19 protein-coding genes are annotated in these 24,004 nt (G+C 50.2%); 14 read left to right on the top strand and 5 right to left on the bottom strand.

All coding sequences use genetic code 11. The features are described from left to right. The 9 genes from ABD028_RS08065 to ABD028_RS08105 all read left to right on the top strand — a co-directional run bounded on the left by ABD028_RS08065 (position 1) and on the right by ABD028_RS08105 (position 10,947). Positions 1–723, top strand: coding sequence for a YebC/PmpR family DNA-binding transcriptional regulator (locus ABD028_RS08065; protein WP_102796275.1), 723 nt, complete (start codon positions 1–3; stop codon positions 721–723). Between the two features lie 178 nt (positions 724–901). Then, positions 902–1,708, top strand: a complete 807-nt coding sequence (locus tag ABD028_RS08070; protein WP_343843903.1) for a substrate-binding periplasmic protein — start codon at positions 902–904, stop codon at positions 1,706–1,708. Positions 1,709–1,912: 204 nt separating this feature from the next. Continuing rightward, positions 1,913–3,838 (top strand): tetratricopeptide repeat protein, encoded by a 1,926-nt coding sequence (locus tag ABD028_RS08075; RefSeq protein ID WP_343843906.1) that lies wholly within the window; start codon positions 1,913–1,915, stop codon positions 3,836–3,838. Positions 3,839–4,261: 423 nt separating this feature from the next. Then, entirely contained in the window at positions 4,262–5,437 is a 1,176-nt protein-coding gene (locus ABD028_RS08080; RefSeq protein WP_343843909.1) for a hypothetical protein, read from the top strand. 4 nt (positions 5,438–5,441) lie between these two features. After that, complete coding sequence (locus ABD028_RS08085) at positions 5,442–6,026, top strand: hypothetical protein (RefSeq protein WP_343843911.1); 585 nt, start codon at positions 5,442–5,444, stop codon at positions 6,024–6,026. After that, positions 6,019–6,615, top strand: a complete 597-nt coding sequence (locus ABD028_RS08090; RefSeq protein ID WP_343843914.1) for a hypothetical protein — start codon at positions 6,019–6,021, stop codon at positions 6,613–6,615. The genes ABD028_RS08085 and ABD028_RS08090 overlap by 8 nt, the downstream gene beginning before the upstream one ends. A gap of 52 nt (positions 6,616–6,667) precedes the next feature. Continuing rightward, positions 6,668–7,939 carry an efflux RND transporter periplasmic adaptor subunit gene (locus tag ABD028_RS08095; protein ID WP_343843915.1) on the top strand — a complete coding sequence of 424 codons (1,272 nt, stop codon included), beginning with the start codon at positions 6,668–6,670 and terminating at the stop codon, positions 7,937–7,939. Then, positions 7,932–8,615 (top strand): ABC transporter ATP-binding protein, encoded by a 684-nt coding sequence (locus tag ABD028_RS08100; RefSeq protein WP_343843917.1) that lies wholly within the window; start codon positions 7,932–7,934, stop codon positions 8,613–8,615. The genes ABD028_RS08095 and ABD028_RS08100 overlap by 8 nt, the downstream gene beginning before the upstream one ends. Next, positions 8,602–10,947: a hypothetical protein gene (locus tag ABD028_RS08105; protein ID WP_343843919.1), complete on the top strand. Its 2,346-nt coding sequence runs from the start codon at positions 8,602–8,604 to the stop codon at positions 10,945–10,947. Before ABD028_RS08100 ends, ABD028_RS08105 begins: the two co-directional genes overlap by 14 nt. A gap of 107 nt (positions 10,948–11,054) precedes the next feature. Here ABD028_RS08105 and ABD028_RS08110 read toward each other — a convergent pair whose 3' ends face one another. Next, a complete protein-coding gene (locus ABD028_RS08110) occupies positions 11,055–11,471 on the bottom strand; it encodes a VOC family protein (RefSeq protein ID WP_343843921.1) in 417 nt (138 codons plus the stop codon). Between the two features lie 98 nt (positions 11,472–11,569). Continuing rightward, a complete protein-coding gene (locus ABD028_RS08115) occupies positions 11,570–13,165 on the bottom strand; it encodes an isocitrate lyase (protein ID WP_343843923.1) in 1,596 nt (531 codons plus the stop codon). 166 nt (positions 13,166–13,331) lie between these two features. On the opposite strand from ABD028_RS08115, the gene ABD028_RS08120 reads away from it, so the two are divergent. After that, entirely contained in the window at positions 13,332–14,273 is a 942-nt protein-coding gene (locus tag ABD028_RS08120) for a LysR family transcriptional regulator (RefSeq protein ID WP_343843926.1), read from the top strand. A 422-nt stretch (positions 14,274–14,695) separates the two neighbouring features. Then, entirely contained in the window at positions 14,696–16,867 is a 2,172-nt protein-coding gene (locus ABD028_RS08125; RefSeq protein ID WP_343843928.1) for a malate synthase G, read from the top strand. A gap of 71 nt (positions 16,868–16,938) precedes the next feature. Here ABD028_RS08125 and ABD028_RS08130 read toward each other — a convergent pair whose 3' ends face one another. The 3 genes from ABD028_RS08130 to cysS all read right to left on the bottom strand — a co-directional run bounded on the left by ABD028_RS08130 (position 16,939) and on the right by cysS (position 20,310). Beyond that, complete coding sequence (locus ABD028_RS08130; protein ID WP_343843930.1) at positions 16,939–17,364, bottom strand: 3-phosphoshikimate 1-carboxyvinyltransferase; 426 nt, start codon at positions 17,362–17,364, stop codon at positions 16,939–16,941. A gap of 13 nt (positions 17,365–17,377) precedes the next feature. After that, positions 17,378–18,514 (bottom strand): beta-ketoacyl-ACP synthase III, encoded by a 1,137-nt coding sequence (locus ABD028_RS08135; protein ID WP_343843933.1) that lies wholly within the window; start codon positions 18,512–18,514, stop codon positions 17,378–17,380. Between the two features lie 413 nt (positions 18,515–18,927). Next, on the bottom strand, positions 18,928–20,310 hold the full coding sequence (cysS, locus tag ABD028_RS08140; RefSeq protein ID WP_343843936.1) for a cysteine--tRNA ligase: 1,383 nt from the start codon (positions 20,308–20,310) through the stop codon (positions 18,928–18,930). Between the two features lie 138 nt (positions 20,311–20,448). Between cysS and ABD028_RS08145 the strand changes: the two genes are divergently transcribed. The 3 genes from ABD028_RS08145 to ABD028_RS08155 all read left to right on the top strand — a co-directional run bounded on the left by ABD028_RS08145 (position 20,449) and on the right by ABD028_RS08155 (position 23,949). Continuing rightward, positions 20,449–20,946 carry a peptidylprolyl isomerase gene (locus tag ABD028_RS08145; protein WP_102796807.1) on the top strand — a complete coding sequence of 166 codons (498 nt, stop codon included), beginning with the start codon at positions 20,449–20,451 and terminating at the stop codon, positions 20,944–20,946. 6 nt (positions 20,947–20,952) lie between these two features. Continuing rightward, entirely contained in the window at positions 20,953–21,678 is a 726-nt protein-coding gene (gene lpxH, locus ABD028_RS08150; RefSeq protein ID WP_343843939.1) for a UDP-2,3-diacylglucosamine diphosphatase, read from the top strand. A 213-nt stretch (positions 21,679–21,891) separates the two neighbouring features. After that, entirely contained in the window at positions 21,892–23,949 is a 2,058-nt protein-coding gene (locus tag ABD028_RS08155; protein WP_343843942.1) for an alkaline phosphatase PhoX, read from the top strand. The last annotated feature ends 55 nt before the right edge of the window (positions 23,950–24,004 follow it).

Raw genomic sequence — 24,004 nt, forward strand, 5'->3', positions numbered from 1 at the left:
ATGGGTAGAGCGTTTGAAGTCCGCAAGGTAGCGATGGCCAAAACCCAGGCCGTAAAAAGCAAAGTGTATTCTAAGTACGGAAAAGAAATTTATGTCGCCGCTAAAAGTGGTGGCCCGGATCCGGACACCAACGTCGCACTGAAGCGTTTGATGGAAAAAGCCAAAAAGGATCAGGTACCGGCTCATGTGGTAGAAAAAGCCATAGAAAAAGCCAAGGGTGCCGGTGGCGAAGACTATACCCCAGCTCGCTATGAAGGATACGGTCCCGGCAACTGCATGGTGATTGTTGACTGTCTGACCGACAACAACAACCGTACAATTACGGACGTACGTAACTGCTTTACCAAAACCAATTCGAAAATCGGCGCCCCCGGTGCTGTTATGCATATGTTTGATCACCAGGCCATATTTGCCTTTAAGGGTGACGATGACGAGCCGGTATTGGAAGCACTGATGATGGCAGATGCGGATGTGACCGATGTGGAAGTGGAAGACGGTATGGTCACTGTGTTTGCTCCTCATACCGAGTTTTACAAAGTAAAAACGGCACTCACCGAGGCCTTTGACGGTATTGAGTTTGAAACCGAAGAAATCACCTTCGTACCGCAAACCACCACTAAGGTCAGTGGCGATGATGTTGCCATGTTTGAAAAGTTTATGAATATGCTGAACGACTGTGACGACGTTCAGGATATTTATCACAACGCCGATATCGACGCCTAACTATTTGGCCGCCGTATCACGGCGGCTTTCTACCCTCTTTTTGTCTGACTTGCATCCCTGCCATAAAAGGGCGAAGATGAATTATGCCTGCAATTCGCCTTGGATGGGCTAAACCCGAGTAGTGACGATGTTTTTTTACGCCGACCCACCGCGAGCTTGCCACCATGTCGAAGCTAGTATGCCGACCAGCAAATACCGGGTGATAAATCGGCTTAGTGCCCTGTTCAGAATTTTTAGCCTGTACTGTCTGTGCCACTCTGCTTTCAGCCATGCCGACACCCCCACCTGGCAATTGGTAACCGAGCACTTTCCCCCATTTAGTTATGAACAACAGGGCCAGATGAAGGGCTTCTCCTCCGATTTGGTCAAGCTGCTGATGGAAGACAATAACCTGACTTACCAGTTTTCCCTCTATCCCTGGGCAAGAGCCTATCAACTGGCGCTGGATACCCCCAATACATTGCTCTATTCGGTGGGGCGCACCGAAGAGCGTGAAGCAAGCTTTTATTGGGTCGGGCCGCTGGCCAGTATTAATGTCTGGTTATGGCAACCGCCTGGCGATCCGGCATTGGATCTGCAGGACAGCCAGCAAATGCGAAAATTCAGAATTGCGGTGATCCGCAAAAGTGCCGTGGAAAAGAAACTGGCCATTGATAAGCGCTTTACTAAGGAAAACACCTACCCGGTCACGGAAATTGAAGATGCCTTGTTAATGCTGTCGCACCGACGGGTGGACGGCGTTCTGATGGCCAGCAATATGGAAAAAGACAAAGCTACACTGCTGGAGAAGCTCAAGGACAAAGTAGAAAAGCGTCAGATGGTTATGGAACTCCCCCTGTATGCGGCCTTGCACAAAGCATCAGGTAAGGAAACCGCCGAGCATCTGCAGCAGTCCCTGTTCAAGCTGCGTGGCAATGGCAAATATCAGCAATTGCTGGACGAGTATGGACTGGGACCGGAACTGGTGATGCGCCATCTGAAGTAAGCCCGGATAAAGGCCCCTTCGCTGCTCACATAACTGCATGAAATTTGTGGCTATTGCTATGCTTAATAGGCAGTGTTCCTTTACCCATACGTTTTTATGCGTCTTTTGTATGCAATTGTTGTGCTTTGGCTATATCTTCCTCAGGCCCATTGTGCGCCATTTAGCGAGGAAGAATTTGAGTCACTACGAGCTCAAATAAGGGCCGTGGCAGCAAACTCTCCGGCCCAGGCGGCAGACAAAACCGACGAGCTGCTTCAGCTTCATCAGATGCAACTCACCCAGGCACAAAAAATCCGTCTGCTCTATGGTAAAGCCTGGTTTCAGATTCAGGTGGACGACATTGATTTGGCCATGCAAACCCTGGCACAGTGCAAACATATGAGCCAGACGGTAGACAGTGACACCATTCTGTTCAGCTATTACAGCATCAGCGCGTCGGCTTTCAGTAATCTGGCCATGTACCAGCGCGCGCTGGAAAATTTTCTCGAAAGCTACCGTATCGCCCGGTTGATGGATACCGAGCAGTATGTGCGCCAGACCGAGAACAATATTGGCCACATTTATTTAAAAATGGGCCGCTATATTCAGGCGCAGGAATATTTCCAGCGTTTTTATGATGACGCCAAGGCCAGAGAGCTTCCTTCGCAAATGGCCACTGGGCTGAACAATCTGGGTGAAGCCTGGTACGGCCAGCAGTTGTATCAGGAAGCGCTCAGGGCCCATCAGCAGAGCCTGGCAATCCGCGAGCAGCATCAATTTACCTACCACTCCTCCTGGTCACACCATAATCTGGGACGTACCTACCTGGCCCTTGGTGACATACAAAAAGCGCAGAGGCATTTAACCCTGGCTATTCAGATCCGGCAGCAGAGTAACCCGTCCGAAAGCATTGGCCCAATGTTGGATCTGGCCAGAATCAAAATCGACCAATCTGACTGGCAATCGGCCGAGCCGCTACTCACCGAAGCCCTGAGTCTGGCCCAAAGCAGCCAGCGATTCCAGGAGCGCGCCGATGCCTATCAGTTGCTGATGCGCTATCACCAGGCCCAGGAAAACTGGCCGGCGGCGCTGAGCGCGGCAAATCAATATGCGCAGAGCAAGTTTGATCTGCTTAACCGCCAGGCCCAAATCGGTGTGGCATTCTATGCAGCACAACTGGACTTAGCCGCTAAAGACAATGATATTGCCAGGCTCACCCAGCAAAATGCCATTGCCAGTGCCAAAACAGAATCGGCCCGCCAGCAAATGCTGACCCTAATTGTGGCAGTCACCTTGGTGGGGGTGATCACCCTGCTGTTTATTGCCAGAATCAGAGCCAAAAATCAGCAGTTGAGTCAGACCTTGCAGCACCTTAAAAGCACCCAGCGCAAACTGGCCGACGCGGAAAAGATGTCAGCCATGACCACCCTGGTATCCGGTATGGCTCATCAACTGAACACCCCGCTTGGACTGGTCATTACGTCGGTATCCACGCTGAAAGACCGGCTCAGTCAAACCAAAGAAAAACTGCATAATAAGCAACTGAGTGGCAACCAACTGAGTCGCTTCCTTGAAGAAGCAGATGAAATACTGGCGCTTACCAATCGCAATACCGAGCGGGCCGCTGATATGATTGCCAGATTCAAACTTATCTCCACCAGCCTGGAATCGTCTGAAATGAAACACTTCGATGTGGTGGGTTTTCTTAATGACCGGCTGCAATTATTAAAGCGCACCCTGAATAAGGACGTGGATATTGTAATTCAGGGAGAACCCGTGGAGATTTACTCTTATCCTGATGTACTGTTTAAAGCCATCTCACAGTTGCTGGAGAATTCCTGTGAACATGGCTTTAGCCAACAACAGGCTGCCCAGGTCAGTATCCGTGTGATTCAAAGTGGTAAAAATCTAACGCTGGTGTATCAGGACAACGGCTCGGGTATCAGTAAAGACAAACAAAAACATATTTTCAACCCCTTCTACACCAGCCAGCTGGGCAAAGGCAATCTGGGCCTTGGCCTGAATATTCTGTATAACGCAGTAGTGCATATTCTGGGGGGGGAAGTCTATCTTGAACCCACAGACAGCGGCGCTTGCTTTGTAATTGTCCTGCCGTTGAAAATTAATAACCATAGCATTAATAGTGACTAACAAGGCCTTTCGTTCCCCGCCCAGCCAATAATAGTTAACAAAAACAAAACAACTTATTGACCACTTTATATCAAAATGCTAGCGTAAATCTATCTGGACCTGTTTAGCATGGAACGCTATGTATTACCTCTATTTTGACTTCCGTTCTGCTTATCCCCAACAAGACCTTGAAGGCTTGTATGGTGCGTCATGCTTAAATCACTGTCCTAACGCGTTAAGTTTCTCTGGCCTCGGCCATAGAGCCACATTGTGGGTTTGCTAGTTAATCTCTAGGTTATTGGAAATACATGCGTCACGAAAGGCTCGGGAAAATAACAGCTGGTATACACTGAAGCCAAACCAAACAGTATTCGCTGTCCATAGACTGAATAACAGGATGCTGAAATGCGCCCTGATTAAATTGATTAAGCAGGAGTTAAAAACTTGTTTCAGTTTATTAGCCGGACGGCTCTCTTATTTTTATTATCTGGACTTTTTGGTACTTGTTTTTTTGCTATGGCGAATGAAGAAGACCAGCATTGGCAGCAAATTGTCTTTACCCCTAAATTTTATGAACTGGAGCGGCTTTTCCTCGATGCGGGCTGTGATCTCTATTTTCCTGGAAGCTATCTTTATGATCTGACTGAAGGCAGATGGTTGAGCTACAAAGAGTCGGTTCAGCGCTATCTGGACTATAGTGAAATTTTTACCAATCAGGTATGTAATATTAGAATTAGTCCTGAAAAATTAACCGCACTATTGGATATCACACCTACGCAAGACTCTGGACTGATCTTTTTATTATTTGATAGAGTTATCAGCGAACAAGACCCTACCAGTTGGATATTTGTACTTGAAGCATCTAAAAAAGCAAAAAAACTGTATAAAAAAACCATGCAATTATCAGCCACATTAAGTCTGCCCAAATTTAAAATAAATATGGTGCAGATTGGTGAAATTCCTTATGCAGAGTTCAAAAAAGTACGAGAGCAGGAAGAAAGTCAAGAGATCAGCCCATTAAGAGATAATAGTATGTATAAATTTTCAGGCGTAAAAGCATTGTTGTTATTGCTGTCAGGACTGTTCAATACTTGCGTTCTTGCCACAGCTAATCAGATTGAAGACCAGCATTGGCAGCAAATTGTCTTTACTCCTAAATTTTATGAACTGGAGCGTTTTTTTCTGGATGCGGGCTGTGATCTAAAATACCCCGTAGGCTATCTCTATAATCTAACTGAAGGTAAATGGTTAAGCTATAAAGAGTCGATACAGCTCTATCCAGACTACAGCGTTCTGTTTTTCAATCAAGTGTGTAATATTGAAATAACTCCTGAGAGATTAATCGCATTACTGGATATAGAACCTGAGCAAGATTCAGGCTTGATCTTTATATTTTTTGATCGCGTCATGAGTCAACAGGACCCTACCAGTTGGGTGGATATTTTAGATGTTTCGGCTAAAACCAAGAATTTATACAGAAAAAAAGTAAAAATATCAGCTCAGCTACCACTACCTAAATTCAGAATCAATATGATTAAAAAGGGTGAGATTCCTTATGCTGAATTCAAGAAAGCACACAAAAAAGAGGCACAGTTAAACCAGCCACCTTGGGATGATTAAAAAGATGAGAGAGATATTCAAAAAAATTGTCTTCTCGCTATTTTTTTCAAGTTTAATGAGTAAAGCATGCCTTGCGGTCGAAATGCAGGAAGAACAGCATTGGCAACAAATTGTCTTTACCCCTAAATTTTATGAACTGGAGCGTTTCTTTCTGGACGCGGGCTGTGATCTTGTTTTTCCGGGAACCTATTTATACAATTTAAATGACGGGAAGTGGTTAAGCTATAAAGAATCAGTGCAACTCTATCCAGGTTTTACCGAATTATTTGTCAAACAGCGTTGCAACATTGATATCCCACCCGAAAAACTAATTGCACTGCTGGATATCTCTCCTAAAGAAGATACCGGCTTGATCTTTATATTGTTCGACCGCGTTATGAGTCAACAGGACCCTACCAGTTGGGTAAATATTTTAGACATTTCGGAAGAGTATAAGAATTTATACAAGAAAAGAATGCAACTATCAGCGCAACTGCCTCTGCCTAAATTCAGAATCAATATGATCACTAAAGGTGAGATTCCTTATGCTGAATTCAAGAAGGCACACGAAAAAAAGGCACAGTTAAACCAGCCACCTTTGGATGATTAAAAAGATGAGAGAGACTTTCAAAAAAACTGTTTTCTCGATATTTGTTTCAAGTTTAATGAGTAAAGCATGCCTTGCGGTCGAAATGCAGGAAGAACAGCATTGGCAACAAATTGTCTTTACCCCTAAATTTTATGAACTGGAGCGATTTTTCCTTGATGCGGGCTGTGATCTCGTTTTTCCTGGAACCTATTTATACAATTTAAATGAAGGAAAGTGGTTAAGCTATAAAGAGTCGGTTCAGCTCTATCCTGACTACAGTGAGCTGTTTACAAATCAAGTGTGTAATATAGAAATAAGTCCTGAGAGATTAACAACTTTACTGGATATCGTACCCAAGCAAGATTCAGGCTTAATCTTTATATTTTTTGATAGCGTGATGAGTCAACAGGACCCTACCAGCTGGGTAGATATTTTAGATGTTTCGGCAAAGGCTAAGAATTTATACCGGAATAGTTTGCAACTATCAGCGCAGCTACCACTGCCTAAATTCAGAATCAATATGGTCACTAAAGGTGAGATTCCTTATGCCGAATTTAAACAAAGGCGAGAGATGGAAGCAAAACTGAATCAGCCGCCTGAGGGAAACTAACTGGCAATTCGCACCACAGTGTGTAGCCATACTGATGCATGCAGGATAAAAAATGCAGGAACCATTAACGATACCGGCTAACAACAGCCCTTGGAAAAGGGCGCTACTGTTAACCACAACAGCCGCTGGACTGGCCATTCTGATCTGGCTTGTATTGTTGCTGGGGCAGCAGTTATCCCCTGCCGCGCCGGCAGATCTGAAAGTTGCGCAGGCCGACTGGGGGCCAGTGCAGGCCAGGGTCAGCGGCTATGGGCGCTTAAGTGCGGTCAGTAATACCTCGGTCATTGCGCAAGTGGAGGGGGTGATTGCCGATCTGAAAGTGTATCCCGGCACCACAGTGAAAAAAGGTGACTTGCTGGTACAACTGCAAAGCCCCAGGCTGGTCAGGCAACTGGCACAAGCCAGGCTGGACTGGTATCAGGCGCAGGCCGAATATCAGTCTGCTCTGGTGGACATTGAACGTCAGGGCATGGAGGTTAAAAAGCAGTTGGATGTGGCCGGTATTGATGTGGAAATGGCCCGGCAGGAACTGGATATACTGACGCAATTAAAGCAGAAGCAGATTGTTTCTGAACTGGAACATCAGCGCGCCACAGCCATTCTGGCCAAGGCAACGCTGCAACTGACTCAGGCCCAGCAAAGCTATACCTTCTGGCAGCAGGCATTGTCGTCAAAACGCCAGGCCGCCGAGTATACCCTCAAAGCCGCCGAAGAGAAGCTGGATATCGCCCGCCAGGATATCGACAAACTAAATATCTACGCCACCAAAGACGGCATTCTGAACAGCCTGGGTGAACAGGTGGAACTGGGTAAAGTGGCCCGCGAAGGAGATGTGCTGGGGGTGATTCTGGACCCGGATATGCTGATGGCCGATGTATTTGTCAGTGCCGCCGATGCCTTACACCTTACCCTGGGCATGGCTGCCGAAGTCAGTATGCTGTCAGGAGAGTTTTCCGCCAGCGTATATCGGATTTACCCTAAGGTGGAAAACAACCTGATGCAGGTCACCCTGGCGTTCGACGCACCTTTGCCCGCGGCCGCCAAAGACAATATGGAGCTGTCTGCCAGTATCCTGGTGGCGGACATTGCCCATAGCCTGCGATTGCCCCTGCCGGCATACCCCATTAAAGCCAACAGCGAAAATCTCTTTTATGTACAACAAGGGCAGGACTATATTCGCCAACCCCTGGCAACCGGTCTGGTTGGCCAGCACTATGTGCAGGTTCTGCACGGGATCGAGGCACAACAAAAGGTGCTGATTCAGTATCCGCCAGCCTGGCAAAACAAACCGCGCATCACCCAAAAGGACATGAACATTGAATAATCTGATCCATCTGCGACAGGCCAGTAAAGCCTTTGGTCAGGGCGCAACCACCCATAACGTACTTAAGGGTATCGATCTGAGTATTGATGCCGGTGAAGCCGTGGCCATTGTCGGGCCGTCCGGTGGCGGCAAGTCGACCTTGTTGTCTATTCTGGGCCTGCTGGACAAAACCAGCGGCGGGGAATACCAGCTCAAAGGCCAGAACGTTAACGCCCTGACCCGCCGCCAAACCAGCATTTTGCGTAATCGCCATATTGGCTGGGTGTTCCAGAATTTCAGCTTAATTGGCAGCCTCAGCGCGCTGGAAAATGTCGCCCTGCCCCTGCGCTACAATCCCAGCATTCCAACTTCTGACTATGCAAGACTGAGTAAGCAAGTATTAGAGCAGGTTGGACTGGCGGACAAATTGCACCTGCGGCCCGATGCGTTGTCTGGGGGGCAGCAACAGCGGGTCGCAGTGGCACGCGCACTGGTAAACCAGCCAGCCCTGCTGCTAGCCGACGAACCCACCGGCAATCTGGACTCGCATTCGGGCGAAGCCGTGATGCAGTTGCTGCTGGAATGCCATCAACGGGGTACGACCCTGCTGATGGTTACCCATGACAATGGTTTAGCCAAGCGCTGTCAGCGGCAGATTTTTCTTAAAGACGGCAGAATTTTCGATGCAGCAGACTAACCGGATGTTTAACCTGACCCTTATGTGGCAACAATGGCAACAACACCTGGGTAAAGCCTTGTGGCTGACCTGCGGCTTCGCCCTGTGCTGCGCCTTATTCGCCCTGTGTATGCAGTTTGGCAGTATACTGTTTCAGCCCACCCCCGTCTGGGTTTCCCAGTCCCAGCAGTATTTTACCTTAGCCCGGGTGCAGCAGGACGGACGTCTGGCCGGCATAAACCGCCAGGCCCTGCTGGCGGCCGGGCAGATGGACAACATTGCCCAGGCAGGCTATCTGTTTCCACGCCCAGGGCAACTTATGCTGCCAGATGGCACCGAGCATAAGTTTAATCTGGTGTATTTTTCCCCTGGGTTACCAGACTTACTGGGACTGCCTCTTAGCGGTGACCATGAAAAGGGTGTTTATATCAGCGAAGCGATGGCCAACCTGCATTTTGCCTCTGCCGAGGCCGCAATAGGTCAGCGGCTGTCACACCCCAGATTAGCCCACGGTCTGGTGATTCAGGGGATCTTGCCCGCGTCGGTTAATCAGCTTGGCCCCTGGCAAAACGATGTTTTTCTGTCGGGCGAATATATGCATATGCTTGCGCCCTTTACCAATGAACCCATGTTAAGTCGTTTTCTGCTGGCGGTGCCGGGCTATTACGGCATTCTGGTCGCAAACCCCAAAGCTCAGCTCAAGCTGAGTGCCGAGGCACTGACCGAACGCCTGTCGGCCATGGACCTGAGCGTGCAAGGCATGCGTATGGATACCGCCGGTTCAAAGCTGCTGGTATTGCCAGGAATACAGCTACAACCGGAAAAATTTGCCCATCTTTATCGCTTGTGGCTGCTGGCAATAGTGCTGTTGCTGGGACTGGCCGTGCTGCTTGTCGCCAATACCACCGCACTGTTCAGCCACCAGGCGATGACAGAGATGGAGAACAACAGGATCAGGCTGGTACTGGGCGCGGATATGCTGCATCTTTTACGGCCGCAGTGGCTAATGGCCACTATTATGCTGACGCTGATGGCATCAATTGCGTGGCTGCTGCTTAAACTGGGCCTGGCAGCCTTACACCAGCTACCGGGACTGGCGCAATATCTGCAGACCAGTGACCTGTCAACGTCATCCGGCTACTTCGTTATTGCCATACTGGTCATGGCCATTTTATTGGGATGCTGCATGCACATACCACTGTGGCAAATGCTCAAAACCACCTTGTTTAATCGCCAGATGACCAAAGCCGCTTCACGCGGTCAGCTAATGGTTGGGCAGGCCATGCTTTGCCTGCAGCTGTGTTTGGCCACGGGTATCGTCAGCATCGTGTTTGCCGTGGCACAAGATCGGTGGCGATTTGAACAACAGAGCAATTTACCGCCAGATTTAATTCAGCAAAGTGTGGCTCAGCGTCCGCGCAGCGTATTGATTCAGCCTTTGCTATCCGGGCAGTATCCCGGCCTTGCAAAAGGTGATTTAGCCCTGTCTGATCGTGCGTTTGACCAGCCAATTTCGCTGATGATTGAAGATCCCAGATTCAGCAAAGCAGTGGAAGTTGGGGTATTGCGGGTCAGCCCGTCTTATTTTGCGTTGTTATCGCTCTCGGGCGATCGACCACCACCAGACTGGCAACAAGGTGTGATAGTTAATCAGGCAGCGGCAGCGCTACTGCAAGATGCGGGTTTTGAGCAGATTAAGGGGAGCCGCTTAGATATCGGCTTTGAAGGCAAACAGAATATTATTGGTCAGGTTGCCAATGCCCCGCATACAGGCAGGTACAATGCGCCGATGCCGATGCTGTATTTACCCTTAAAAGGGGCGGATAACGAACGGCACACAGAATTGCATTTTTACTTTGCCTCCAGCCCGGCCGACTCTCTGGAACAAGCATTAGAAACCTGGCTACAAACCGCTATGCCGGGTGCCAGAATTACGCACAAGCGCTCCATCACTGAGGTGGTGGCGGCGCAGGACAGACTGGCCAATCAGCTGCTCGGCGGCGCCGCATTGATCGCCTTGTTGTTGCTGGGTGTGGTGGTGCTTAATCTCTATTATCAGCTTAAAGCCAAATTCAGCCTGCAGCGGCTCGATTTTGGTATTCAGTTGGCGGTTGGCGCTCCCCTCTTTGTATTGTACTGGCAAAATGTAAGGGGAAATCTTATCAGCCTGCTGGTAGCGATAGGGCTGACGGCACTGGCACTGAACTGGCTGTCTATCGACGGGCTGACCTTCAGCGTCATGCAAACTCTGGCCAGCGGACTGTTTTTAGGCATCGTCATATCCCTGGTGACATGGTTGCCGTTTATTCCCTTGCAACGCACCACGCTGGCCAGTTTGCTTAAACAGCAGTAGCAACTGGTAATTAATCGCAGGCGCTGCCACGACCATAGACGATAGCATGTCATGGCAGCTAAGGCGCGACTCCAACGGCCAACGTAGGCATTATGCTAGCCTTGCAGCTATTGCCAATATTGTCCGGGCCGGTAATTGCCGAAATACCACATATGCCCTTGCGGATCTTTTACCATATAGCCTCTGGCGCCATATTCCTCGTCCTGTAACGGCTGAATAATCTCGGCACCAGCCGCCAGGGCCTGCTTGTAATGAGCGTCTGGATCTGCCACGTACAGGCTCAGCATCATCGGCAGGCCACCGGCCTGATGGGGGCAAACCCAGTTAAATTGCTTTTTAGGCGAGCTTAACATAACCACACTGCTGCCCAGTGACAGCTCACTGTGAATAATCTCTTCATTTTCCCCCGGCACCACAAAACGGCAGGTAAAGCCAAATGCCTGACAAAGCCAGTCAATGGCTGACTGTGCATTGTCATAGATAAGACAGGGGTAGATATCCGAAACGGATGAATCGACGCGCACAATATCACTCCTTAACCAGATCAGCGGCGTCATTCAGGGTAGTCGGCCCAAAGCAAAAAGGCCACCCGTTGTGGGTGGCCTGTCAAGCAGCGGTTGTATCAACCGAATTGGTTCATGGTATTGTCTTTACCAGAGGCCTTGAGGGCAGCATCACCAGAGAAGTATTCTTTGTGATCGTCGCCCATGTCGGAACCGGCCATATTCTGGTGTTTGACACAGGCAATGCCTTCGCGAATTTCCTTGCGCTGCACCCCCTCAACATAGGCCAGCATGCCTTCACCGCCAAAGTAACCTTTCGCCAGATTGTCGGTAGACAAGGCCGCTGTATGGTAAGTCGGCAGGGTAATCAGGTGATGGAAAATCCCCGCTTCCCTTGCCGCATCAGCCTGGAAACTGCGAATGCGGGCATCGGCTTCCTGCGCCAGTTCAGTGCTGTCATACTCAGCACTCATCAGGCTGGCACGCTCATAGCCAGTTAAATCTTTACCCTGCGCCTGCCAGGCATCAAACACCTGCTGACGGAAGTTCAGCGTCCAGTTAAACGACGGACTGTTGTTATACACCAGCTTGGCATTCGGCACGGCTTCGCGGATGCGTTTTACCATGCCGGCAATCTGGCCTATATGTGGCTTCTCTGTCTCGATCCACAACAAATCGGCGCCGTTTTGCAAACTGGTGATACAGTCGAGCACCACCCGATCTTCCCCTGAGCCTTTTTTAAACTGGAATAACCCGGACGCCAGGCGCTTGGGTTTTAGCAGCTTGCCATTGGCTTTGACTAATACATCGCCATTCTGGATATCGTCAGCACTGTCAATATAGTCACCATCCAGGAAGCTGTTGTATTTGTCACCCAGATCGCCAGGTTCGTTGGTTACCGCAATTTGTTTGGTCAGACCGGCGCCCAGGGAGTCGGTACGGGCAACAATAATCCCCTCTTCCACTCCCAGCTCTAAGAAGGCATATCTGACCGCATTGATTTTGGCTAAAAAGTCGGCATGGGGCACGGTGACTTTACCGTCCTGGTGCCCACATTGTTTCTCGTCAGACACCTGATTCTCAATCTGAATGGCACAGGCACCGGCCTCAATCATTTTCTTAGCCAGCAGATAGGTGGCTTCTTCGTTACCAAAACCGGCATCAATATCGGCAATAATCGGCACCACATGGGTTTCAAAGTTATCTATCTGATTTTCCAGCGCAGCCGCTTTGGCAGTATCTGCCGCCGCTCTGGCATCATCTAACTGGCGATACAAGCCCCCCAGCTCACGGGCATCAGCCTGACGCAAGAAGGTATAGAGTTCCTCAATCAGTGCCGGGACTGCGGTTTTTTCGTGCATAGACTGATCCGGCAGCGGACCGAATTCACTGCGCAGTGCAGCAATCATCCAGCCGGACAGGTACAAATAGCGTTTATCCGTAGTGCCATGATGTTTCTTAATGGCAATCAGCTTTTGCTGGCCCACAAAGCCATGCCAGCAACCCAGTGACTGGGTATAAGCGCTGCTGTCAGCGTCATATTCAGCCATGTCCCGACGCATAATCGCGGCGGTATAACGGGCAATATCCAGGCCGGTCTTAAACGGGTTTTGCGCCTTCATGCGCGCCGCATACTCGGGGTTAATCGCTCCCCAGGTGTGGCGCTCTTTGAGCAGGTGCTTAAAGTGTTCAATATCCTGTAGGTAGGCTGACATAATAGTTCTCCGGTTTGTTTGCTGGTTTGGTAACACCATCCAGCGCTTCAACTTTGCTGTGTACAGATAGTTATGCTGCCTCTACGGGCGAATCTGCTGATGACAAGCATAGTCATCCGGGTTAGGATTCAACCAATTTATAAATCTCATACCGGTCATTAATCTTATGAATATAGCCAAGGTCGATCTGAATCTGTTGGTGTATTTTGATGTGCTGATGCGTGAATTAAGTGTGACCCGCGCTGCGGCCCAGCTGTCCATTACCCAGCCCGCCATGAGTAACGGCCTGAAACGTTTACGCGACTTGTTTAACGACCCAATACTGGTGCGCACCAGTGATGGTATGACGCCCACCCAGCGGGCTTTGCAGCTGCAACCTGTGGTGCGCGATGCCATTTCGCGCCTGGAATCGGCCATTCAGCCACAAAGCGACTTTGATCCGCTGACCAGCGAACGCACCTTTCGCATTATGGCCAGCGATTATGCCGAATCCACCTTGTTGCTGGAGGTGATTCGCCAGCTCAATCATCAGGCCCCCAACATCACCCTGGATGTGATTACCCCGTCTGACGTGACTTACCATGATGTGGAACATGGCAAAGTGGATATGGCCATTAACCGTTTTGAAGAGCTGCCGTTGTCATTCCATCAAAAAGTCATCTGGTATGACAGCTTCTCCTGTGTGGTGAATAAACAAAACCCGGTGGTCAAACACTTCACCCTGGAAAAATACCTTAAAGGTCAGCATATCTGGGTGAGTAAAACCGGCTTTGGCGTAGGGGTAGGTATTGATCCCAACGAAGTGCAAAAACTCGGGTGGGTCGACCTGGAACTGGCAAAACTGGGCAAAAAACGGCATATTCGCGTTTTTACCCGTCATTATCATGTGGCCTTGCAACTAGCTCGCGAGCAGAATCTGATTGCCACCCTGCCCAGTCGTGCTGCCAAAATTTATAAAGACGACAGCAATATGGTGATCCTGGAGCCGCCTTTTGATATCCCACCCATCGCCCTGAAAATGGCCTGGAGCGCGCTGCTACAACATGACGCCGGGCATATCTGGCTGCGCCGCTTGATTATTGATATTGCCAAGGAACTGGAAAAATGACTGTGTCGTTTGCTCAGCCCACAGGATCTTAGCCCACTGCGTTCTGCTACCTGATGGTAGCCGACTGACCACTTAAATCCTGTCGGACTAAAGTCCGACCCACTGTGGGTTGGGTTTCAACCCAACAACAAAGGACAACACACCTTAACTACTTTTTTATGGGCGGATCAAGCATCAAACTACCATCTACCATCTACCATCTACCATCTACCATCTACCAACTGCTAACGGCTAACTGCCAACCGCCAACCGCCAACCGCCAACCGCCAACACAGACTATAAATAGTGTGAATACCCAGTATCAACTTCATAAACTCAACAAAGAGAGCAGACCTGTCTAGACTGGCCTGACAGACTATAGTGACGAAGCCAGTTTATGGCTCAGGGCCGGATGGCCATTTACCCTACAATAGGAGCCCAGCATGGCAGAGATGATCAACAAGGGCCGCCTGGCCATTTACCCCGGCCTGTACCAATTTATTCAGGAACAGGCATTGCCGGGCAGTGAAGTGGAAGCAGAGCAATTCTGGGTCGGCTTTGAATCCTTACTGGCCGATTTGATCCCACAAAATCAGGCGCTGCTGGCACAGCGCGATGTGCTGCAGGCGCAGATTGACGACTACCATAGTCGCCACCCCGCCCTTGATAGGGCTGATTACAAACGCTTCTTAACCGATATTGGCTACCTGCAAGCCGTACCGGCAGACAGCCGGATCCGCACCAGCCAAGTGGATGAAGAAATCGCCAGCATGGCAGGTCCGCAGTTAGTGGTGCCCATTAATAACGCCCGTTATGCCTTAAATGCGGCCAATGCCCGCTGGGGCAGCTTATATGATGCCGCTTATGGCACAGACGTGATTGACGAAACTGACGGTGCTGAAAAAGGCAAAGGTTATAACCCGGTACGCGGGCAAAAAGTCGTGGCCTGGGCCAAACACTGGCTGGATACCATTGCCCCCCTGGAGCAAGGCTCACATCAGGATGCTATTCGTTATTGCATTCAATCCCAGCAATTGGCTATTGAGCTAACAGACGGCCGCCAGACCAGACTGCAAGCCCCAGAGGCATTGGCAGGCTATCAGGGCAACCAGGAAAACCCTCTGGCGATATTACTTAAACATCATGCCCTGCATGCAGAGTTACAGTTCGATGCAAATCATCCCGTAGGTAAAACCGACCCAACCGGCCTTAAAGACATTCTGCTGGAATCGGCGCTTACCACCATTATGGACTGTGAAGACTCCGTGGCCGCCGTGGACGGTGAAGACAAAACCCTGGTTTACCAGAATTGGCTGGGCCTGATGCAGGGTACTTTAACCGCGGAGCTGGAAAAAGGTGGTCAAACCCAGTTGCGCACTATGAACCAGGATCGCCAGTATCTCTCAGCCCAGGGTCAGGCGTTCAGCCTGAAGGGGCGCAGCCTGATGTTAGTGCGCAATGTCGGCCATCTGATGACCAACCCGGCCATCTTGTTTGACGGCGAGGAGATTCCCGAAGGCATTATGGATGCGGTGATCACCTCACTGATTGCCAAGCACGATCTGCTGGGGCTGGGTAAATTTAAAAACAGCCAAACCGGCAGCGTGTATATTGTTAAACCCAAAATGCACGGCCCGGACGAAGTCGCCTTTACCGATGAACTGTTCAGCCGGGTGGAATCCCTGCTTAACCTGCCGACATATAGCCTGAAAATGGGCATTATGGATGAAGAGCGACGTACCAGCGTGAATTTGCGTGCTTGTATTGCCGCCGCCCGTGACAGAGTGATATTTATCAATACCGGCTTTTTGGACAGAACCGGTGATGAAATCCATACCAGTATGCTGGCCGGGCCCTTTGCCCCCAAGGCAGAGCTGAAAACCCTGCCCTGGATCCTGGCGTACGAGCGGGCCAACGTAGCCGCAGGCCTGGCGTCGGGTCTGTCCGGCAAAGCGCAGATTGGTAAGGGCATGTGGCCGATTCCGGATCAAATGGCCAATATGATGCAAACCAAGTCAGGTCATCCCCAGGCCGGTGCCAACACCGCCTGGGTTCCCTCGCCCACCGCTGCAACTCTGCATACCCTGCATTATCATCAGGTGGATGTGTTTGCTGTTCAGAATCAACTGGCGCAGGAGGCGTTTGACGGGCTGGACAGCATTCTGCAAATCCCGTTACTGGAATCGGGCCGCACGTTAAGCCAGGAGCTTATTCAACGGGAACTGGATAACAATGTACAAGGTATTCTGGGTTATGTGGTGCGCTGGGTTCACCAGGGAGTGGGTTGTTCAAAAGTACCGGATATCAATAACGTCGGCTTAATGGAAGACCGGGCAACCTTACGCATCTCCAGTCAGCATATTGCCAACTGGCTGAAACATAGATTGCTCAGCAAGGAGCAGGTGCAAGCGTCACTGGAAAAAATGGCGGTATTAGTAGATAAGCAAAATGCGGGCGATCCTGAGTATATCCCCATGGCGCCAAACCTGAATAACGCCATCGCCTTTCAGGCAGCCAGTGAACTTATTTTCGCCGGTATCGAACAGCCAAGCGGCTATACCGAGCCTGTGCTGCATAAAAAACGCCGCGAAATGAAAGCCCGTTTACAAGGCTAGTGGCTGGTTATCTTTCAACTATGCTGTAGGTTTTAAGCTTGACGGGTAACGTTTCGTCCCAACCCGAAACGTTACCCGAAGAGCTTTTTAAACTCGCTCCAAATCCCCAGCGAAAAACCGTCAAACAGATTGATGCCCAGCGCCGATTTAACCAGATACAGCACCAGCAAGCCCAGCAATACGCAGAACACAATAAACGCACTTAACAGTGCAGCAGATGCCAGGGCAGATAAGGCTTTCTCCCGCTCGGACAATTCCCGGCGGTTTTTACCCATCAACAACACCAGGTAGTAACGCCAGCGGGTAAAAGGTACCGGCAAGGTGGTACGGATATCCAGGGCATGACGTCCCCAGTTGCGCGCCCCCAGTGCCAGTTTCAGATGGTTAAGCTGCTCATCGTTAAAGCTGTCGGCCACTGCCTTTGGCATACGGCCAAGCAGGTTTTGCATGGCCGGTTCCTGGCGGACATCGCCGCCGGTCTGTATTTTTTGCGTCATCCCTGAAGCTCTTCTAACGTTTACGCACAACTAAACTGCCGATGGAATAGCCGGCACCGAAGGAACAAAGCACACCAATATCACCGGCCTGCATATCCTGATGATGCAAATTAAAGGCAATCATTGAGCCTGCCGAGGCGGTATTGGCATAACGGTCAAGTACAATGGGTGCTTCATCGGCACTGGCATCGCGACCTAACAGCTTTTTGGCAATTAACAGGTTCATATTGATATTGGCCTGATGCAGCCACCAGCGTCTTACCTCTGCTGCGCTTAAACCATGCTGTGCCACGTGGCTCTCCAGATGCGCTGCGGCCATTGGGCACACTTCCTTAAACACGCTGCGACCGTTTTGATGAAACAGCTTATCTATGGCGAAAGGATCCACATCCTGAGCACGGCTCATAAAACCAAAATTGGAACGGATATTATTAGAAAACTTAGTCACCGCTTTTGTGCTGAGTATTTCAAACTGATGCTCACTGGTTGCCGTCTCTGCCCGTTCAACGACCTTGGCGGTAGCCACGTCACCAAAAATAAAATGGCTGTCGCGGTCAGTGTAATTAATTTGCGGGGACACCAGTTCCGGGTTAATTACCAATACGGCCCTGGCCGTACCGGCTTTAACCATCTCATAGGCGCGGTGCAGCCCAAAGGTAGCCGCCGAACAGGCCACCAGCATATCAAAGCCGAAGCCTTCAATCCCCAGCGCTTCCTGCACTTCTATGGCAATGGCCGGATAGGCCCGCTGGGTATATGCGCAGGATACGATAACGGCATCGATATCTGCGGCTTGCTTATTGGCCGCCTGCAAGGCTGCTTTGGCGGCAGCGATAGCAATTTCGGCTTGCTGAGAAATCTCATCGTCGGCACGCTCGGGAAAGCTGGGATACATACGTTGAATATCCAGTACCCCTTCCCGGCTATAAATATAGCGACTCTTAATGCCTGAAGCTTTTTCGATAAACTCGGCACTGGAATAGGGTTTGGCTTCCATGCTGCCAGCCTCAATCGCCTGTTGATGTTCCTGATTATATTGATCGGCCCAGGCGTTATAGGCGCTAACCAATTCTTCATTACTGATGCTATAAGGGGGGGTCCAAAGACCGCTACCGCTGATTACCACGGTCTGAGAAACTGCTTGCGACATGGAAAATTCCCGCTGTGATTCAGCCCATAGGATACTGAAAAGGGACTATGTTGTCATTCACTGGTCGGAGTTGGCTGTTGGCTGTTGGCTGTTGGCTGTTGGCTGTTGGCTGTTGGCTGTTGGCTGTTGGCTGTTGGCTGTTGGCTGTTGGCTGTTGGCTGTTGGCTGTTTAGTCTGACTCGCCCTCGCGCGCTGTCAACGGATTTCTGCTAACTGCCGACTGATTACTGACCATTTAGCTTACATCCCGTCGGACTCAAGTCCGACCCACGGTGCTTTAAATGAGCTTTGCTGTCGGAATAAATTCCGACCCACTGTGGGTTGGGCTTTAGCCCAACAAAAATAGCCCCATCTTTCTGAATATTGGGGCTATTTTCTCTCAGCAGCTAAAAACGGGAACGCAGGCTAGGCAATCAGGCTTTACGCCAGGTCGTGCCCTGAGGTCCATCTTCCAGCACCACCCCCATTTCGGTCAGTGCGTTGCGAGCAGCGTCGGCGGCAGCCCAGTCTTTAGCTGCGCGGGCATCGGCCCGGGCCTGAATCAGACGTTCAATCTCGGCCACATCGGTATCGGCATCTGTGCCGGATTGTAAAAACGTCTTAGCGTCACCCTGCAGTATACCTAATACGGAGGCCAGCTTTAGCAGCACACCAGCCAGTTTTCCGGCCGCTTCGGGTTGTGCTTTGTGCTTATTAATATCGCGGGCCAGGTCAAACAGTACAGAAAACGCTTCAGGGGTATTAAAGTCATCATCCATGGCGGCATTAAAGCGTGCCAGATAGCCACCATGGGCGATATCCACAGACTGATCCGCTTGTACATCCCGCAGAGCAGTATATAAGCGCTCCAGGGCGGCGCGAGACTGTTTAATATTGTCCTCTGAGTAATTCAACTGGCTGCGATAATGTGCACTCAACAGGAAATAGCGCAGCGTTTCCGCATCGTATTCCTTCAGCACGTCACGCAGGGTAAAGAAATTGCCCAGCGACTTACTCATTTTTTCCTGATTGACCTGCACCATGCCGGAGTGCACCCAGTAATTCACAAAAGGCTGACTGGAGGCGCAGCAGGACTGCGCAACTTCGTTTTCATGGTGAGGAAAAATCAAATCTGAACCACCACCGTGAATATCAAAATGGCTGCCCAGATGCTTTTCACTCATGGCCGAACATTCAATATGCCAGCCAGGTCGACCGGCTCCCCAGGGTGAATCCCAGCTTATTTCGCCAGCTTTGGCCGATTTCCACAATACGAAATCCAGCGGGTCATCTTTGTCCTCATTGACTTCCACCCGGGCCCCTGCCTGCAATTGGCTGAGGTCCTGGCGACTCAATCTGCCATATTCTTTAAAGGTACTGACATCAAACAACACATCGCCGCTCGGTGCCACATAGGCATGGCCTTTTTCCACCAAGGTTTTGATGATGGCAATAATTTCCCCCATATGGGTGGTAACACGGGGTTCAATATCTGCTGGCAGCAAGTTAATCGCGGCAAAATCCTCATGCATCATGGCGATAGTGCGCTCGGTTAATTGCGCGGGCGTTTCACCATTTTGGGCCGCTCGGCGAATAATCTTATCGTCCACATCGGTGATGTTACGCACATAGTTTACTGCATATCCCAGATGGCGCAGGTAGCGCACCATCATATCGAAACTCAGATATGTGCGGGCATGACCCATATGGCAGACGTCATAGACAGTGATCCCACAGACATACAATCCCACCTTGCCAGCCGCAATGGGCTTAAATTCCTCTTTTTGGCGAGTGAGGGTATTGAAAATCTGTAGCATGGACACTCCTATTTAAAAAATTCTTGGCAGCTAAGGAAGGGCGATTTTATATCAAGCTCGCCAAGGGCGCACGGGCAAAGTTCCAAGCCTGAGCGCTTTAGGCTAAACTAGCGCCTTTATCATTTTGGGATTTGTTTTATGAAAGTCACCCTAAACACCAATTACGGCGCCATTGAATTGTCTATGCTGGCCGACAAGGCACCTAAAACCGTAGAAAATTTCCTGGCTTACGCTAAAGAAGGCTTCTACGACAATACCATTTTTCACCGCGTTATCGACGGCTTTATGATTCAGGGTGGCGGCATGGAGCCTGGTATGCAGCAAAAAACCACCAAAGATCCCATTCAGAACGAGGCCAACAACGGCGTGGCCAATAATCGCGGTACCGTAGCGATGGCGCGTACCAATGACCCGCACTCTGCGACCTGCCAGTTCTTTATCAACGTGGCCGATAACAGCTTTCTGAATTTCCGCGCTGAAAATATGCAGGGTTGGGGATATTGTGTGTTTGCTGAAGTATCCGCCGGTATGGACGTGGTAGATAAGATCCGCAAAGTCGAAACCGGTCGCCAGGGCTACCATGACGATGTACCTAACGAAGATGTGCTGATTCAATCCGTTGAGGTCAGTGAATAAGCCTTGATGTCGCAAACGCTGTTTATTGCAGATTTGCATTTAAGCGAAGACAGGCCTGATATTACTCAGGCCTTTCTACGTTTTATGCAGCAGCAAGCCCCACAAGCCAAGGCATTATATGTGCTTGGCGATCTGTTCGAAGCCTGGATTGGTGACGATGATCAGAGTTCGTTCAACCAGCAGATAAAAGCGGCCTTCAGAAAACTGACAGAAGACGGCGTGCCCGTGTTTTTTATTCACGGCAACCGAGACTTTCTGATTGGTAAAAGTTTTGCCAGGGAAACCGGCATGACTTTGCTACCCGAGCTGCAGGTTATAGATCTGCATGGGCAAAAAGCATTAATTATGCATGGTGACAGTCTGTGCACCCGCGATGAAGTGTTTATGGCTTTTCGTAAAAAGTCCCGCGGCTGGTGGTGGCCAAGACTGATGCTGGCCATGCCACTTTGGTATCGCCGCCGGGTTGCGCGCAATGCCAGAGCCAAAAGTAAGCAGCATAATGCCAACAAACCCGAATATATTATGGATGTTACGCCCTCTGAAGTAGAGCGGGTTATGCTGGAAAACGGTGTAACACTGCTGATCCATGGCCATACCCACAGACCGGACATCCACCATTTCAGATTAAACAACCAGCCCGCCAAACGCATTGTACTGGGGGACTGGTATGAGCAGGGCAGTTACCTGCTCGCCAGCGACAATGAGCTGACGCTTCACCATACCAAGCTCTAGTCCCTGAGCGAACGCAATCCAGAGATTCTGCGCTCGCTCCATTGTCATAATTCCATCACGCAATCTTCATAAAACTGCAAGTGCAGTGTCAAACAGCCTTGTTACTTTCTTTCGGATTTACTAACTCAAGCTTCTGATTTTTAACTGTTCTGGTGCAATCAGCCAGGCAGAGGAAGCAAACAACAATATTCTTAAAACAAAGAGGACCAGTCCATGTTTAACGAGTCAAGACTCGCTGTTTGCATTCGCACCTTACTTATTGGTATTCCCCTGGCCACCCTGGTTGCCTGTGGTGACGGTGACGATGGAAAAGACGGGGCTCAAGGCGCCAATGGTATCGACGGCCTGACCAGTCTGACCGCTATCGTAGAAATGGCTGCCACGGCAGAGTGCCCTAATGGTGCCACCAAGATGCAAGCGGGTTTGGACAAGAACAAAAACCAGACATTGGACGCAGATGAAGTGCAGAGTGAAACAGTGGTTTGTTCAGGAACCACAGGTGTGCAACCGCTTTCCGCTTCTGCCCGCATTCAGTTTGACAGTGTGGCGGCCCCATCATCCAACTATGAGAAGCGGCAGGTGTTGGTGGGTACAGCTAAAGCTGTTGATGGCACTGAAACTCGCATGTTAAATGTGGATTATCATATTCTGGCCCGTTCTGGCGATGAATATGGCGATGTCGCCTTTGGTCAGTTGGTGGACAGCAGTGGGCAGCCATTGTTCTCAGAAGATGGCTCTCGCAAGATTTCCGATTCCAACGAATTTACCTCTTTGCTGCCAATTGATGACCGTCTGTTCTCGGTATCTCAAATTGAATCACGTCCCGGCGCCATGTTTATGATGGAGCTGAACCAGGACAAGTCAAACGGCGAACTGAGTGTTAAGAAATTGTGGCAGTTGGATATGTCCAACATCAACGGTGGCTGGGTACATTGTGCCGGTTCCGTCACCCCCTGGAATACCCACTTTGCATCAGAGGAATACGAACCGGATGCCCGCTACCTGGTAACCGGCCAGGACGCATTGGATGACGGCTATGCCGCGCCCTTTATGGAATACCACAATAACGACGTCAGTAAGTGGAATCCTTATCAACTGGGCTGGCCTATTGAAGTGGCCATTGATGCCAGTAACGCCGTGCCCGAAGCCGACCTGAAGAAGCATTATTCTTTCGGCCGGTTGGCCTATGAACTGGCCTATGTGATGCCAGATCAAAAAACCGTCTACCTGACCGATGATGGCACCAACGTTGGCCTGTATATGTATATTGCCGATGAAGCCGGCGACCTCACAGCCGGAAAGCTGTATGCCATGAAATGGAACCAGACCAGCGCTGAGAGCATGGGTGCCGCCAATCTGAGCTGGATTGAGCTGGGTCACGCCACTGATGAAGAAATCAAACCCTATGTAGACGGCAACATGCAGCTTAAGTTCGCCGATATCTTTGATACGGTTGACCCGGTGGATGGCGCCTGCGCAGCTGGTTTTACTTCCGTCAACCAAAATGGCATCGGTCAGGAATGTCTAAAGCTAAAAGACGGCATGGAAAAGGTTGCTTCCCGCCTGGAAACCCGTCGTTATGCCGCGATGATGGGCGCCACCACCGAATTGCGCAAGGAAGAAGGTATTACCTTCGATCCTACCCGCAACAAACTGTACCTTGCCATGTCAGAAATTGGCCGTGGTATGGAAGATTTCGGTAAAAATGGCAGCGCCAGCAGCTCTTATGATAAGGGTGGCAACAACGACATTAAGATGGGTTACAACCAATGTGGCGGCGTTTACCAACTGGATGTGGCAGCCGACGTGGCTATTGGCTCTGACTATGTGGCAGGCAACATCAGCGGCCTGATTCAGGGTATCCCTGCCGTGGCAGGTATGGCCGATACTATTGCTGTAAAAGCTAACCCGGCCGAATTTGCCAATGGTATGAACGACTGCCATATCGACGGCATCGCCAATCCGGATAACGTCACTTATATGACAGGTCATGACATTTTGATCATCGGTGAAGATACCGGTAGCGGTCACCAGAATGACGTGATTTGGGCATATGATCTGCAAAACCAGCAGTTGTCACGTATCCAGACGACTCCTTATGGTTCAGAAACCACATCGCCCTACTGGTACCCCAATATCAATGGCTGGGCATATCTGACCAGCGTCATCCAGCACCCTTACGGTGAATCTGATGGCGACAAGGATACCGGTACCGGTGAGAACCGCGCCTACACTGGTTACGTGGGGCCTTTCCCGGCCAAGTCTGAATAAGTACAGAGTAAACTTACGCTTTGTTGGGGGCATTTGCCCCCTTTTCCGTATATTC

The organism is Bowmanella denitrificans (assembly GCF_039522935.1).
Lineage (GTDB): Bacteria > Pseudomonadota > Gammaproteobacteria > Enterobacterales > Alteromonadaceae > Bowmanella > Bowmanella denitrificans.

Excerpts from the sequence above, each read along its gene's own strand:
- ABD028_RS08070 (WP_343843903.1), top strand. The coding sequence starts at position 902 with ATGCCGACCAGCAAATACCGGGTGATAAATCGGCTTAGTGCCCTGTTC.
- cysS (WP_343843936.1), bottom strand. The coding sequence starts at position 20,310 with ATGCTACAGATTTTCAATACCCTCACTCGCCAAAAAGAGGAATTTAAG.
- ABD028_RS08120 (WP_343843926.1), top strand. The coding sequence starts at position 13,332 with ATGAATATAGCCAAGGTCGATCTGAATCTGTTGGTGTATTTTGATGTG.
- ABD028_RS08115 (WP_343843923.1), bottom strand. The coding sequence starts at position 13,165 with ATGTCAGCCTACCTACAGGATATTGAACACTTTAAGCACCTGCTCAAA.
- ABD028_RS08085 (WP_343843911.1), top strand. The coding sequence starts at position 5,442 with ATGAGAGAGATATTCAAAAAAATTGTCTTCTCGCTATTTTTTTCAAGT.
- ABD028_RS08090 (WP_343843914.1), top strand. The coding sequence starts at position 6,019 with ATGATTAAAAAGATGAGAGAGACTTTCAAAAAAACTGTTTTCTCGATA.
- ABD028_RS08130 (WP_343843930.1), bottom strand. The coding sequence starts at position 17,364 with ATGACGCAAAAAATACAGACCGGCGGCGATGTCCGCCAGGAACCGGCC.
- ABD028_RS08145 (WP_102796807.1), top strand. The coding sequence starts at position 20,449 with ATGAAAGTCACCCTAAACACCAATTACGGCGCCATTGAATTGTCTATG.
- lpxH (WP_343843939.1), top strand. The coding sequence starts at position 20,953 with ATGTCGCAAACGCTGTTTATTGCAGATTTGCATTTAAGCGAAGACAGG.
- ABD028_RS08095 (WP_343843915.1), top strand. The coding sequence starts at position 6,668 with ATGCAGGAACCATTAACGATACCGGCTAACAACAGCCCTTGGAAAAGG.
- ABD028_RS08125 (WP_343843928.1), top strand. The coding sequence starts at position 14,696 with ATGGCAGAGATGATCAACAAGGGCCGCCTGGCCATTTACCCCGGCCTG.
- ABD028_RS08065 (WP_102796275.1), top strand. The coding sequence starts at position 1 with ATGGGTAGAGCGTTTGAAGTCCGCAAGGTAGCGATGGCCAAAACCCAG.
- ABD028_RS08155 (WP_343843942.1), top strand. The coding sequence starts at position 21,892 with ATGTTTAACGAGTCAAGACTCGCTGTTTGCATTCGCACCTTACTTATT.
- ABD028_RS08105 (WP_343843919.1), top strand. The coding sequence starts at position 8,602 with ATGCAGCAGACTAACCGGATGTTTAACCTGACCCTTATGTGGCAACAA.
- ABD028_RS08135 (WP_343843933.1), bottom strand. The coding sequence starts at position 18,514 with ATGTCGCAAGCAGTTTCTCAGACCGTGGTAATCAGCGGTAGCGGTCTT.